This is a genomic window from Halosimplex yunnanense (genome assembly GCF_054504345.1).
In genome coordinates, this window is record NZ_JBTJEL010000032.1 from 94,048 (window position 1) to 107,399 (window position 13,352).

At 56.2% G+C, this 13,352-nt stretch carries 9 protein-coding genes and 1 pseudogene; 7 read left to right on the top strand and 3 right to left on the bottom strand.

Annotated features, from left to right (window positions below; translation table 11 throughout):
* Positions 1-8: 8 nt before the first annotated feature.
* Entirely contained in the window at positions 9-3,236 is a 3,228-nt protein-coding gene (locus AB2U09_RS07390; RefSeq protein WP_459192065.1) for a DUF499 family protein, read from the bottom strand.
* A 180-nt stretch (positions 3,237-3,416) separates the two neighbouring features.
* Here AB2U09_RS07390 and AB2U09_RS07395 point away from each other — a divergent pair, with 180 nt between their 5' ends.
* From AB2U09_RS07395 to AB2U09_RS07415, 5 genes and pseudogenes are all read left to right on the top strand, one after another.
* Entirely contained in the window at positions 3,417-4,565 is a 1,149-nt protein-coding gene (locus AB2U09_RS07395) for an SIR2 family NAD-dependent protein deacylase (RefSeq protein ID WP_459192066.1), read from the top strand.
* A 1-nt stretch (position 4,566) separates the two neighbouring features.
* Positions 4,567-6,420: an ATP-binding protein gene (locus tag AB2U09_RS07400; protein ID WP_459192067.1), complete on the top strand. Its 1,854-nt coding sequence runs from the start codon at positions 4,567-4,569 to the stop codon at positions 6,418-6,420.
* The gene (locus AB2U09_RS07405; RefSeq protein WP_459192068.1) at positions 6,417-6,629 is read left to right on the top strand and encodes a KTSC domain-containing protein; all 213 of its coding nucleotides are present in this window, start codon (positions 6,417-6,419) and stop codon (positions 6,627-6,629) included. Before AB2U09_RS07400 ends, AB2U09_RS07405 begins: the two co-directional genes overlap by 4 nt.
* A gap of 676 nt (positions 6,630-7,305) precedes the next feature.
* Positions 7,306-7,464, top strand: a pseudogene (locus AB2U09_RS07410) (hypothetical protein); the annotation flags it as partial.
* Between the two features lie 3 nt (positions 7,465-7,467).
* The gene (locus tag AB2U09_RS07415; protein WP_459192328.1) at positions 7,468-7,686 is read left to right on the top strand and encodes a hypothetical protein; all 219 of its coding nucleotides are present in this window, start codon (positions 7,468-7,470) and stop codon (positions 7,684-7,686) included.
* A gap of 15 nt (positions 7,687-7,701) precedes the next feature.
* Here the strand turns inward: AB2U09_RS07415 and AB2U09_RS07420 are convergent, their stop codons facing one another.
* Together AB2U09_RS07420 and AB2U09_RS07425 are read right to left on the bottom strand one after the other, a co-directional pair.
* Positions 7,702-10,368 (bottom strand): DUF1156 domain-containing protein, encoded by a 2,667-nt coding sequence (locus tag AB2U09_RS07420; protein WP_459192069.1) that lies wholly within the window; start codon positions 10,366-10,368, stop codon positions 7,702-7,704.
* A gap of 112 nt (positions 10,369-10,480) precedes the next feature.
* Positions 10,481-11,443, bottom strand: coding sequence for a hypothetical protein (locus tag AB2U09_RS07425; protein ID WP_459192070.1), 963 nt, complete (start codon positions 11,441-11,443; stop codon positions 10,481-10,483).
* Positions 11,444-11,549: 106 nt separating this feature from the next.
* Between AB2U09_RS07425 and AB2U09_RS07430 the strand changes: the two genes are divergently transcribed.
* Together AB2U09_RS07430 and AB2U09_RS07435 are read left to right on the top strand one after the other, a co-directional pair.
* Positions 11,550-12,503, top strand: coding sequence for a hypothetical protein (locus tag AB2U09_RS07430; protein WP_459192071.1), 954 nt, complete (start codon positions 11,550-11,552; stop codon positions 12,501-12,503).
* Between the two features lie 234 nt (positions 12,504-12,737).
* The gene (locus tag AB2U09_RS07435; protein ID WP_459192072.1) at positions 12,738-13,316 is read left to right on the top strand and encodes a hypothetical protein; all 579 of its coding nucleotides are present in this window, start codon (positions 12,738-12,740) and stop codon (positions 13,314-13,316) included.
* Positions 13,317-13,352 lie beyond the last annotated feature (36 nt).

Here is a 13,352-nt window from a genome sequence, read left to right on the forward strand (position 1 = left end):
TATTCGCGTCACTCGAACTGGATCGTGACGTCGATTCCAGAGGCGGACTCGGGGATGTTCTCGAGGAGGTCAGCGACCGTCTCGTGCGACTGGCCGAGTTCCAGCTGGAGGTCCGTGTGGGCCTTCTGGAACTCGGCGACGCCCTGAAGCGAACCGGGCGCCCCGCTGTCGCCTTCGGTCGTGAACGAGACAGAACCGTAGGCGACCGATCCCGATTCGTGTGTGTCCTGCCACTCGTTTCGGAGTTCGGACGGGCTGTCGCCTTGGTACTCGAACGTCCACCCGGTTTCTGGGGGGATTCGGAAGCCGGCTCCGGGGAACCAGTCACCGGGATCATCCGATCCAGTCGCCCCTACGACGTAATGGGGATCGCTCTCGCCCAAACGGTCGAGCAGGAAGTGCTGGACCGCGGCCTCGCCGTGATCGGGGGCACACTCCTTCTGAATCTCGCCCACCTGGAACGTCTCCTCCTCGTCGAGATCGCTGATGTAGTCTAGAATCCGTTCGCCGACGTCGTCCGTGACCATCGGGACTACGACGACGGAAGTCGGTGCCCGGTCCCCGAGCGAACCGACGTAATCGCCCTCCGTTTTGATCTTGTAGCCCTCTGATAGCAGCGTGTTCACGGCTCCGTGGAACGCGCCTTCGGTGTCGCCCTGCGGCAGGTACACCTCGGTGTCGTTCCGAATCGCGGTGAGGACCTGCGAAGTGTCTGCTTCCCCCGCAGCGGAAATCGTCTCTTCCAAACGCTCGGCCACTTCGGCGGCACCAATCTCGCGGGCTTCGGAGACGTCGCGGAGCTTCGCGTCGGACCGCGCCTTGGTGACGATCTCGTTCCCGCTCACGAGGACGTAGTGATCTTCGTTGGCAAGGCGGCCAACCGCCCGCATGATCGCGTCGTGGGGGTCGTCGTCGGTAATCCAGACGTCCTTCCGTCCGAGCACCTCGAGTTCGAAGGAACCGATATCGACCTCGCTGGTACCGCCGCTGAACTCGCGCTGGAGTGCAGACGTGATCTCGTCCACCGACCACTGTTCCACGTCATCTTTCAGAACGAGCGTCGTGTCGCGGTCTAGATTCCGGAGTTCGTCGCTGAACTGACTCCCGCCGTGAGCCACCACTGGCTTGCCTTCCAACCCGTCCTCGATAGCGTTGGCGACCGCTTGAACGCTCCCCGGGATTGGGTACGTCGGGTCCATCAGGTACTGCTCGTAGAGGTCCTCAACGGAGGTCTCTGAACGAGCATCGAGTCGAGCGTGCACGATGTCCCACGCGTGACGCTGAAGATCGAAGGGATCCGCTTCGGCGGCAGCCGCGATGTTCCCCGCGTCGAGTTCGTCCTCCGCGGCGACGAAGTTCTCGAGTGTCATCTCAGCAGCACGGTCGAACTCGTTGAGCAAATCGTCGCCGTCGATGACCTCGCCGTAGGCGCCCTCCAGGCGGTCGAGGAGACTCTCTTCGTACTCGTCTTGGAGCCCCTCGATTTCTTCGCGGATCTCCTCGCTCAGGTTTTGGTCGTCCTTCCGCAGACGGGCCCCGATGACTTCCTTGGCTTTGTTCAAGAACTTCTCCTGCTGGGCGGTCGTCGAGATCGTCTTATCGTTCGCCGGCTGAACGAAGACGAGCGTGTTGCGCCACTGGCGGCCAGCGGGTTGGTTCTTGATGATCTCCGCGACGCTGTCTGCGTCCCAGGGCCCGTTCTTCACGACGACCTTGACGTTCTGGCTGTCGGGAACGCTCTCCAGCTCACTGTCCTCATTGAACCCGACCGCGTACGAACTGGAGCCGAACAGCCGCTCGACCTCGTCGCCAATGAGTTCGATGGCATCCTCGGGTTCGACATCTCGGGCCGCGTTCCGGACCAGCGACCGCGGGTTCTCGTCTTCCCGGATGACGAAGCGGTCGTCGGACTGCCAGAGGTGGTATACCTCGCCTTGGAGTCGTTCGAGATCGACGATGATGTCGTTGACCCGGTCGCCGGCGTGGAACGTACCGACGACGATGTCCGACGTCGTCGCGCCCTCGTCGAGGCCGGGGGTCAGTGAGTAGATCAGGACAGTGCTGAGGATGTCGCGGCCGTAGTCGATATCCGCGTCGGCGAGGCGTTCGACGATGTCGTCGTAACAGCGATCCGGGCGGGCGTGTTCGACGTTGATGCGGGTGAGTTCGTCATTGTACTCGACGGCGTCAACCTCACCGTGAGTGATGAGATCGGTCTGCTGGTGACGGTCAACGAGAACCTTGGCGAAGAGATAGAGCATCCCCCGGGTCGCGCCCGACTCGGTCTCCGCGAAGTACCGCGTCTTGAGCGCGTCAATGAGTTCGGGATGGAAGGGGTACGTGTCGTACATCTCGTCTCGGAGGCCTTCCGGGAGGTCAACGTAGTCGGTCTCGGCGTAGGCCTCGATGTACTCGTCCACCAGATCGCGTACCTTCGATTGGTCGATGGTCCCCGGTTCGACGAGGCGGTGCCGCAGGACCTCCCGGATATCGACCTGGTTGGACATATTCACCTCGACGCGCTCCTGGCGAGACAGGATGTCGTGGACGTCCGATCCCTCGCGCAGCACGGAGATGATGGCGAAGAGATTCGTGCGCGAGGTCGCCTCTAAGAGTGCTTGCAGGAAACCTTTGTTCGCGCTCTTCCGGCGCCCCTCGAGGGACCCGAACCAGTCCTCGAGCTCGTCAACGAGGAACGCGACCGTCCGGTCGCCGACGGCGTCGGTGATCGTGTCGATATCGGGATAGCCGCCGTCCTCGTACTCCGACTCGTCGAGGTCGTGATCGAGAGCTTCGAAAAGCGGCTCCCACAGGTGCTCGTACTGCTCTTTCTGGAGGGAGACAACGACCGGGAGGGCGTCACGAGGGAGCGTTCCATCGAGGTCTTCGATACGACCGTCGGCCCACTCTTCGACGGTTTCGGGCGAGTCGAAGCAGTGGTACATCGCCACCATCTGGTGTGACTTCCCCGTTCCGTACGGGCCGTACATCTCATGGATTCGAATATTGTCCTCGCCTTGGATGGTGTCTCGGAGGCGCTTCAGCGAGTCTCCCAGCCCTTCGGTCAGGAGCGTCCGGTCAAAGAATCGGTCCGCATCCGACTCCAACGTGCCGGCTTCGCTCTCGACGTCGTAGAGTCGAATCTGGCCCTTGACGAGGCTGTCCCCTTCGGTAAGCTCTCTACTGAGCGTCAGAGTCTCGTCGATCGTCGTTTCAGAAATTGCGTCCGCACTCATGTTGTCCGGTAAGATGTGGCATCGCCTTATCAATGTGCGACATCTGCGGAACCAGTCCGCTGTGGATTGATACGGAATTGCTCTTCATGTTTTAATACCACTCACGATGTCAATCAGCGTCCCTCCTTCGGCGTAGCTTAAACATAAGTATCCTACAGTTAATGCAGGAAGTAGGACTTGATGAATATCAAAGACCATCTTGAGCAGTTCAGCGCCTCTATCCGTGGCAATGAACGCCCTATCGGGATGCTTCTTGGTGCAGGATGTGCTAAATCCGTCCGCGTAGGTGGCAGTCCCCTCATTCCGGACATGAGTGGAATGACTACCGCGGTCGAAGAACAAATTCATGAAGACGGTCGTTCAGAGAGTTGGGATCAGATCCATCGAATCGGCGATTTCGATGACAACGCAAATATCGAGGACGTTCTCAACTTGGTACGCGATCTCCGACCGCACGCTGGTTCCGGGGAAATCCGTGGATTGGATGCAGAAGAGTTAGCGTATCTCGAGAACACAATCTGCGAGACAATAGTAGAACTCGTTGATGTTGAATTGCCGAGCGACGAAGCCGGTTATCATAACCTCGCTAAATGGATGAGTTCCATCGAACGCGAGGAGCCTGTCGAGGTGTTCACGACGAACTACGATCTGCTGCTTGAGCAGGCCCTAGAAAATCAGAACGTACCATTCTTCGACGGCTTCGTAGGTGCGCATCGCCCCTTCTTCGACTCGTACGCCATTTTGAATGAGGAATTACCGAGCAGGTGGAATCGGCTCTGGAAGATTCACGGCTCTGTCAACTGGGCTTCTGACGAATCAGGGGGCTCTCTCGAGATCTGGCGCTCGCTCAACGACGAGGAGAACACGGCGGTGATTCATCCGTCGCATATGAAATATAAGCAGAGCCGTAAAATGCCGTATCTGGCATATCTGGACCGGCTAAAGAAATTTCTAAATAAACCTGAGGGGGTCCTGTTCGTCGTTGGATATTCATTCCGTGACCAGCACCTCAACGAGACGATCATAGATGGCCTTCAGGGAACTCCTTCGACTCAGGTATTTGCGTTCCTGTACAGCGAATTAGACGAATATAGCGATGCTAAGGATCTCGCCAAACAGCACTCGGACTTGAGCATCTTTGCCAGTGATGCGGGTATCATCGGAACACAAAGGCAGGAATGGGAGACTCACGAGTCTGATTCAAATCCAGGGGAGAACACTACAGGATTACGGTGGGAAGAGCAGGAGGAGAATGAGTGGCGCCAACATTTCACGCTGGGAGACTTCCAAGGGTTTGGAAGGTTCTTGAACTCGGTGATCGGGAGATAAAATGACTGGTCAAGCGACTCACTTGGGTTCGATTGAAGACGTAGAGGGAGCGAGAGCCTCGGTGTTACTAAACGAGGAGACTAATTTCGGTTTGTCGTTCGTCGAAGGTTACGGATATCGAGTCGGTCAGATCGGATCGTTCGTTCGCATACCGTTGGGCTATGATGATATATTCGGGGTGGTTTCTCAAGTGGGTGCAAGGGCGGCACCACAAGCAGACGACGAAGATCCCTCACAAGGGAACAAATGGATCACTGTCCAATTCGTAGGAGAAGCGGCGCAGGGTCAGGAACTGACAACCGGCTTGTCTAAGTACCCGACGGTGGGTGATGACGTTCACATCGTTACGAAAGATGAACTTCCGAGAATATACGGGAGAGGTAGCAGTTCTGGCCATATTAACATCGGTTCGGTAGTCGGCTCTGAGCAGATTCCGGCACGTGTCGATTTGAACAATCTCGTCTCGAGACACGCTGCTGTCCTGGGTAGTACGGGATCGGGGAAATCGACGACAATCGCCGGTCTGCTGCATACGTTGGCGACTTCACCGGATATCGAGTCGCCGCGGGTGTTAGTCCTGGATATTCACGGCGAGTACGGGGAAGCTCTGCGCGATTCCGCCGACGTATTCACGATGGGGGCTAGCGAGGAAAGGGGAGAACTCGAACTCGAGATCCCGTACTGGGCCTTGTCCTTCGAAGAGTTGATCGACGTCGCATTCGGTGAAGTTCAGGGAGACAGAGACAGAGCCGCATTAGTCGAACAGGTCGAAAATAAAAAGAGAGAGTCGTATCCGCGTCAAGGAATCTCCGGAATCGATGAGTCTGAGATCAATGTCGATACTCCCGTCCCCTTTAGCATTCATAAATTATGGTCTGAGCTATACAAGCTAGTGAGGTGTCCTCACACCGAGTCGCGTGATCAATCACTCAATACAGTGGCTTACGCCACAGACGAGGACGGGAGTCCCATCGACAGGGGAAGCGCGATGGAGGTGCGAACTCCGGAAACTCGGCGCCACGACCAATACGACGACGTGTATGTCGCAAAGCCGGACATGAACATCGGTCGGCAGGTGGATACGCTGACTTACAGATTACGCGACTCCCGGTACGATTTCCTGTTTCGCCCCGGCGATTGGCTACCGAACGAGGATGGGGTTGTAAATAGGGACCTCGACGAGCTTCTCGAGAAGTGGGTGGGCCACGATCCCGGAATCTCGATACTGGACCTGTCCGGGATACCCTCAGACATCCTTGACACCCTCGTCGGCGCATTACTGCGAATCGTGTATAATTCGCTCTTCTGGGCGAGAAACCGAGCAGAGGGCGGTAAGAGAAGGCCCCTCTTAGTCGTCTTAGAAGAGGCTCACTCATACGCGAGCGACACCGCGAAAGGCTCGGCCGCCGATTCGATCCAGAGAATCGTGAAGGAAGGTCGAAAGTACGGTATAGGGGCGATGCTCGTTTCTCAGAGGCCCACCGAGATCGACAGCACAATTCTGAGTCAGTGCGGGACAATATTCTCGATGAGGATGTCGAACAGCAAAGACCGAGGGAGTATCAACTCCGTCGTTTCGGACAACATGGAGGGCATCCTCAGCTCACTCCCTATCCTTCAGACAGGGGAAGCGATCATCGTCGGGCAAGGCGTGAAATTCCCGATCAGAGCCAGGATAGATCCTCCCCCGCCTGATCACCGTCCCGAAAGCCAGGACCCGCCGGTAATCAGTGAAAACGATGACCTGGGCTGGAACCAGAACGTTACGGACCAGAATTACGACAAGGTATTAGAACACTGGCGAAAGAAAGACCCAGACACTCAGACCGACTCTGAGGTAGGTGATGAACTATGAGCGAATGGATCCCGGTCGATTCATCAAATCTCAACCGGGTCAGATACGAAGAAGACCAGAGACGGCTCGAAATTGAGTTCAACGACGGAGGAGTCTACGAATACTACGAGGTCCCCCCAGCTGAATTTGACGGGTTGCTCGCAGCGGAATCGCACGGGTCGTACTTCCACGAGCACATTCGCGGCAACTACAGTTACAATCGGATCTGAAATATCGCATTGTCGGGAGTCACTGGAAATACAGTAACGAGGAAATTATTGAGAAATATGGGCCGCTTCTGAGAGTTGGATTGACTAATTAATCAATGAGTGAACACCCCACTGTCTGGGCGTTGAAAATCCAGCCCAACTCGGCGGCCGACGAAGCCGTTTCCTACGAGTTCTGCAAAGCGCGGTCGATCGTCGGAACCGGTTGGGGTCTCGACGAACGTTTCGAATCGAAAGAGGACGCGCTCGAAGCCCACCGGAGCAACGGAGCGACCGACCAGTACGGGAACGTCCGCTTTCCCATTCGGGCGATGATTCGGAGAGCGTCGGTGGGCGACTACGTCTGGGTCAACGAGGGGAGCGAGTACGCTCTCTGTCGGATTGAATCTGAGTGGAGGCAGCATCCCGTCTCGGATACGGGGGACGAGTGGACGGCGAACGACATTCACAACTACCGAGACGCGAGCTGGAGGATCATCGAATCTGCAATCGTTCCGGGATACGTCAAGCGGTATTTCGCCGCTCCTCGGGTTCCCACGATGGCACGGCCCGACGGCGGCAAAACTCAGAGAGCCAAGCGATACGCGACGGAGCTTTTCGAGGAAAATCCGGACCAAATCACCGAATTGGTCGTCTCGATGTCGTCAGTGAGCAGGTCAAGGAAAGCGACCTCTCCCGGGTGTTCGATCTTCTCGATCCCGTCGAAACAGAGGATATCGTCATTGACTATCTACAGGCACGCGGTTGGCACGTCGTCAAGTCCTCAACGTCCCGAGCACAGCCGGGAATCGAATGCGTGCTTCGTCGGGTCGAATCCGAGCCCCAGACGGCGTACGTTCAGGTGAAGTCCGGTAGCGCCTCGATAGACGTCGATGACTTTCGAGAGCTGACCGAGGACGCGACTGTCTATCTCCATCAGTACGAAGAGCCGACGGTAGCACTCCCCGAGGAGATGGTCTGGATTTCCCCGTCAACAATACGAGATCATATCGTGTCCAGCCCGGGATACCTCCCCTCGCATACGCTGTTCAACCTCCACCTCGCCATAGAGAACGAGTGAGGATTTCCTAAACAGTCACGCGTCGCCGAACTCCGCCAGCGAGGTATCGACGCCGATCATCTTCAGGTACGTTTCGTCGCCGGTCACCTCGGCGAGCCCCTCGCAGAGTTCTCGGAGTTCGTCCATATCCCACTGTTCGAGGTACTCGCTGGTGGACTTACCCTGCTCGAATCGGTAGCGGAGGAAGTGTGCCTTGTCTAGCGTCGTGAGATCGCCATTGCCCTCTTCGACCTTGCTCTGGACGTACGCCTGCCGCTTCTCGTCGCCCCACTGACTGAGGACGAAGTCGCCGCCCTCCATACGGAACAGCCGCATATCTTTCATCTGGTCCTCCGACGCGTCCGACCGCTTGAGGTGCTTGTTCAGGTCGTTGTACGTCGGGTTCGACTCTTCGAGCAGGTCTCGATAGACGTCCTGCTCGCCGCGGTCGTTGTCCTGGATGATGCCGTAGATCTCATCGACGACCTCCTTCGCGGACATCACCTCGCCGGCCCGGTGGACCTCGCCGTGGTGCTTGGAGTACTCCTGGAAGCACTTCCCCATCTCGATGACACCGATGTCCCCGCCCGCGAGTTCTCGGTTCTCTTCGAGCGTTTCGCGGGTTTCTCTGGCAGTTCGGACAATCCGACGTCGAAGTGAGTCCCATGAGATTGGCTGCCTCTCCTCTGTTGGCCGGGCAACGATTGCGATATCGAAAGAAACTGATTCCCCTCCGATGAATTTCATCATGTCAGAATTGATCGGATATGTCGCTGTTACCTCGAAGTTATTCTCGCATAGCGATTCAAGGAGCTCTCCCCAAGATTCTTCATCACTATGGTGATATGTGAACGCGAGAATTCCGTCCTCTTTGAGTGCACGATGGATTACCGCTAACGCTTCCCCCATCTCATGCTCAAAGTCTTCCGCGGTCTTGTCAAGGTAGGGATTTGTGACAATTGATTTTGCCCGAGGAGTCTGATCCTGATCAAAGCCAGCGTACGTATCCTCCAATAATATCTTCTGCCAGACGTAGAAATAATCAGACAACTCAGAGTAGATTATATTGTCGTAATAAGGTGGATCAGTTATCACTGCATCAAACTCATTTTCCGCTGTGATATTCCGCATATCATCTTGATATACCTCTGAATTTCGCCCGATGGGTTGAGAGAATGGAGGTGTTTCCTCGGTTTCCCCATCTTCATAGTACCTATCTGTCGGGGAGTTGGCGTATTCTACACCATTATGTATCATCTGGTAAGTGCTCTTGAATCTACCAATCCCGAATTCTGTTCCCCAAAGATTTCCTTCAGAGGAACGTTGAGGAGGGTCGAATGAGTTTGATTTGAATAGATTAGTTGTATGATTCCGTGCTGCCTGATACGGAACCATCATTGTATTAAAGTTCAGAGCTTCTGAAAACGCAAGTAGGAGAAATTCCCTTGCGTTTTGATTGGGGATTTTTTCTATACTGCGTAAGAGGGTAGCAAGACAGAGAAGCTGCCTCTCATTGAACATATCTGTCCAACTCTCAAGCCCATGTTGGAAGACGTCACTTCCATCAACAGAGGACGCGGTCGTCTTAGCTCCTCTCGGGATCTCCTCACTTGGTACATATTCATGAAGGTCCGTTCTTGTATTCCAGTCGCGTTTAGCCTTCTCGAAAAGTTGCTTATCCTCGGGCCCTGGGTCTTTATATCCCTTGTATGAGCTCTTTTTACGCCCCTGCTGATCGCACTCCGGGCAATAGTACTCAATTCCATACATACGCTCATTGGGTTTACCTTGATCTGCGATAGCTTCAGTAATCGATTCTTTTTGCCCACACTTCGGGCAATTGTAATAACCTCCCCGTGAAACATTACCACTTTTAGGTGTGAACTTATGACTACACTCGTTGCACTTGCTTTCTGCCTGCCAATCATCAACAAGGGTGACGGCACCACAGTCAGGACAGAGTACGTTGTACTTATCGTCATTCTCGTAGCGACCAGCAGCGACGCGATAATCCTTAAAGAGAGGTACGGTATGACCACAGGATACACAATCCAACTCCTTAACCCAGAAGTTGTACATTACATCGGCGTCGTGGTCGCCGTTCGGGCAAGGAGTCCGATAATACTGAAGAATTTCTTCGGCTACGTCCTCTTTGACTTGCTCGAATGCTTCTTCCAGCTCTTCTACATCGGTCTGACCGGCTTCGAGTTGTTTCTTAGTGACGAACCACGCGACCGGATTCAGATCAACACCTACCGATTCGACGCCAAAGCGTGACGCCTCGACGAGCGACGTGCCGCCACCCATGAACGGGTCCAGAATCTTCTTGTCCTTGATCCGGACGTCCTTCGGGTAGAAGTCCCACAGCGACTCGGGGTCGTCCATATCGACATCGCCGATGGCTTCGACGAGATCGTCCTTGTCCAGTCCGTTGTTCCCGAGCTGCTGATTTTCGCCCGGTTCGTAGACCTCGATGTCGTCGGCAGCCGTATTCTCGTCGAGCAGCGAGTAGAGAGAGATTGCGCGAAAGAGACAGCCCGGTCTGCGGGCCCACCACTTGTGCATCGTGTAGATGGGGCGGTAGTACTGCTTGGCCCGACTCTCCTTCTCGGCGATTTCGTTGACGCGTTCGATGGGGAAGCCGCGTTCGATAGGGAGTTCGGGACGGCCTTCTTCCCGGCTACTCTGTTCCTGCTGAGACATTAGGTGTCTCTCTCTATCCAGACGAGCCATATAAAAATGCGGAACAGCGCGTCGTCCCGGGGAGAACTTGCTACGTGCTGATCGAGTTGGACGTGCAGCCTACTGTGCGGAATCAGGTGTCGATGTGTTCGCCGATCAGTTTCTCGACCGCCATCTGGAAACAGAGTAGAGCGTAGAGAGCGTCCTCTTCGGTGGCCTCGTACGTGTTAGCGTGGGCGACCTTGTTACGCAGCCACCATAGCGGCGAAATGGCCTTGCCGATGAACGACGGGAGCCCGTCCGTGCTCTTATCCAGCTTGTTCAATCTCCGCGCCACCTTGTCTGGCAGGTCATCTTCGTTGTAAACGTCCAGAGAGATGACTTCGACCAGAATCTCCGCGGCTCGTCCAATATCCCGAATCGAATCCGCGTACTCCCCGTCCTCGAACTCGCGGACCGCCTTCTGATAGTCGCTGTAGAGGTCGGCATCTGTGGAGACTAACTCGGCGAGGAGATTTTCTACTCGGTATTGGTTGAACAGCGGCCCCACCTCCGGGTTCTCCAAGTCGTCACCCTCCGGGTCGAAATCAGGGTGTAGGGAGATGATCTCGTCGAAGAAGTTCAGGAGCTTATCGGCGGTGTTTCGGTCTTGGGGCTCACCGTCGATCTTCTCTTCGTAGGTGAATATGTACGGGTAGACGGACCCGGAACGGTAGAATTCTATCCGGTCACCCTCCACTTGAATCGTTATCTCGTCCAGCCCCTCCTGCTCTCTGGGTGGTTTATCGAATGGTGTGATCGAAGCCACACCGTCCTCGACTTCGACTGACAGCGTCCGTCTGCTGGTGATGTCGTCGGAGAAGCACTCCGCGAGGAAGTCGCGTATGCCGACCACTTTCGACCAGTCGTCGAACGTGACCTGGAGAAACGAAGTTCGGTAGTTCGTGCCGATGGGGTCGCAGTGAAACACCAGTGTGTTCCCGTCGAAAGTCCCGTCGTCACGAAAGTAGGCCGTGATTTGGAGTTCAACCTCGAAATGATATTCGCCAGCGGGCTCGGCGGATGTGAGAGAGACCTCAATCTCGTCCTGATGCATTGCGAGGCGATAAGTATCCGTACCGGAAATATTCCTTTGTCCCGGTTGCCTCCCAGCTGTCGGGAAGCTCTGGCGCGGAACGGGCGTCTGTCTCGGGTGTCCGACTTTGATCGACACCAGTTGTAGCCAAAGCAGAACGATAAGGTGCATCGGTGAAGAGACGTCAGATATGCCCTTTCCAGTTTCTCCTACAGCAGACGACGTGACGCCGTCGGAACTGCTGTTGGAACTCCCTTCTCGCGCTGCGCTCCGTCGGGCGCTCGCTGCGGCCGACATCGCAGACGAACTCGAAGATGATGACGACCCCGAGCAGTTCCTCGGTGAACTCTCTCAGGTCGAACTCCGGCAAGCGGCTACCCAGGCGCGCTACGCCGCTCCACAGACGGTCCACTACTTCCGACTACCTGGCCTTGCGAGCGTTTCCCCGCCCGAACTCGACGACCTCATCGATTCAGGTGGATTCGGTGGTCAGGTCCGCGCGGTCGAGGAACTGCACGAGCGCGTCTACGTCGTCTGTAGCGTCCCAGAGAGCGGGACGCAGGCACAGCTCTCCGTATCCGAGGACGCGCGTGTTGCGACCGTCGCCACGTTCGACCCTGGAACGGATCTCCTCGCAGTCAGAGCGGACGACGCGGACCTCGCCGCGGGAACCGTTCAAGCCCTCCGGGACCACCCCGAATTGACCGAGTGGAATACCGTGTCCTTCCGCGAAGACGGGTTTCGGGGGCGGTTCGAAGACGTCGCTGTTGCGGCATACGAACAGCTGTCGCTCAGGGTGACATCCGTCAGCGCCAGTACCGAGCGTATCGACGTTACGGGCGTGGAGCAGGGGTCCGGGCGCGCGGACGTGCGCTACGACGATGTCGTCGATGATCTTCTCTCGAGAGCCGACACCGAACGTAGTGAGGCCCAGTTGAGACTCGCTCTTCGAGGAGGAAACACGGTTCCTGCGAACCCGGGTGTCCGTATCGACTTCGACGACGACTCGATCTCGTTCCTTCAATGGGTTCCCGAAGACACTCTACTCCGACTTGACCGCGGTATTCTGAACGCCGACTAACAGCTAACGAACCACGACGGCAGGACTCGGGAAACAGTGGGGTGGTCTGGTCGCCTCTCAGGAAACGACGGTTTGACTAATCTGTCTTGATTTCCTCATTAGAGCGCTTGATCCCCCGTCTCTCAGGAAATAGTGGGGGGTGTAATTGCCGTATCGACTCTCAGGAAACAGTGGGGTGGTACCGAAATCCCGTTGTATCTTCTCCGTGACTGCGGAGGTTTTTCGTGATGTCGAATGCCATACGTTATCATGCGAGATGCGTTACTTGGAGCTGCGAAACGATTCGGAATCGGGTTCAAAGATCTCGTCGTCGCAGCCGTCGCCGTGGTCATCGCCGGTGCGACGAGCGACACCACAATCAACGCAGTTACTACTGCTGGAGGAGGTCTGAAGTCAGCGGGAAGCACCACGGGCCGTATCCTCCTGTCAAAGATCGGTGAGCTGTTCCCCCGTGCTCGGAAAGCGGTGGTCGTCGGTGGGATTCAGGGGTTCAACGTGTTCAAAGCTCAGTTCAATCGGAACGGAGCTAATGCGGTCCAGAGCACTCGCAACAAGCTCACCCCGCTCGACAAGATATCCGCTATCGCATCGATCGTAACGGCAGTCGTCCTTCCGCTCGTCGGAGCGTCGATGCTCATCGGGACGTACGTCGTATTCTACAAAGACCCGGAGAAGCTACCGTTGACGGTATTCAGTACCGACGCCGGCATCGAGAGCGTGCTGGGTATCGGCACGGCGATCGTGGTGAACGTATTCAAGTTCGTTGGGGCGCTCGACGCGGCGGTGAGCTGGGTTCTTTCTCAGTTGAATTAGCGGACCTCCGAAGTCCGGCCGTATTTCCGGCGGTAG

Bases quoted from the DNA above. Each gene is read 5' to 3' on its own strand.
- AB2U09_RS07435 (WP_459192072.1), top strand. From the start codon at position 12,738: ATGCCATACGTTATCATGCGAGATGCGTTACTTGGAGCTGCGAAACGA.
- AB2U09_RS07395 (WP_459192066.1), top strand. From the start codon at position 3,417: ATGAATATCAAAGACCATCTTGAGCAGTTCAGCGCCTCTATCCGTGGC.
- AB2U09_RS07425 (WP_459192070.1), bottom strand. From the start codon at position 11,443: ATGCATCAGGACGAGATTGAGGTCTCTCTCACATCCGCCGAGCCCGCT.
- AB2U09_RS07400 (WP_459192067.1), top strand. From the start codon at position 4,567: ATGACTGGTCAAGCGACTCACTTGGGTTCGATTGAAGACGTAGAGGGA.
- AB2U09_RS07390 (WP_459192065.1), bottom strand. From the start codon at position 3,236: ATGAGTGCGGACGCAATTTCTGAAACGACGATCGACGAGACTCTGACG.
- AB2U09_RS07420 (WP_459192069.1), bottom strand. From the start codon at position 10,368: ATGTCTCAGCAGGAACAGAGTAGCCGGGAAGAAGGCCGTCCCGAACTC.
- AB2U09_RS07405 (WP_459192068.1), top strand. From the start codon at position 6,417: ATGAGCGAATGGATCCCGGTCGATTCATCAAATCTCAACCGGGTCAGA.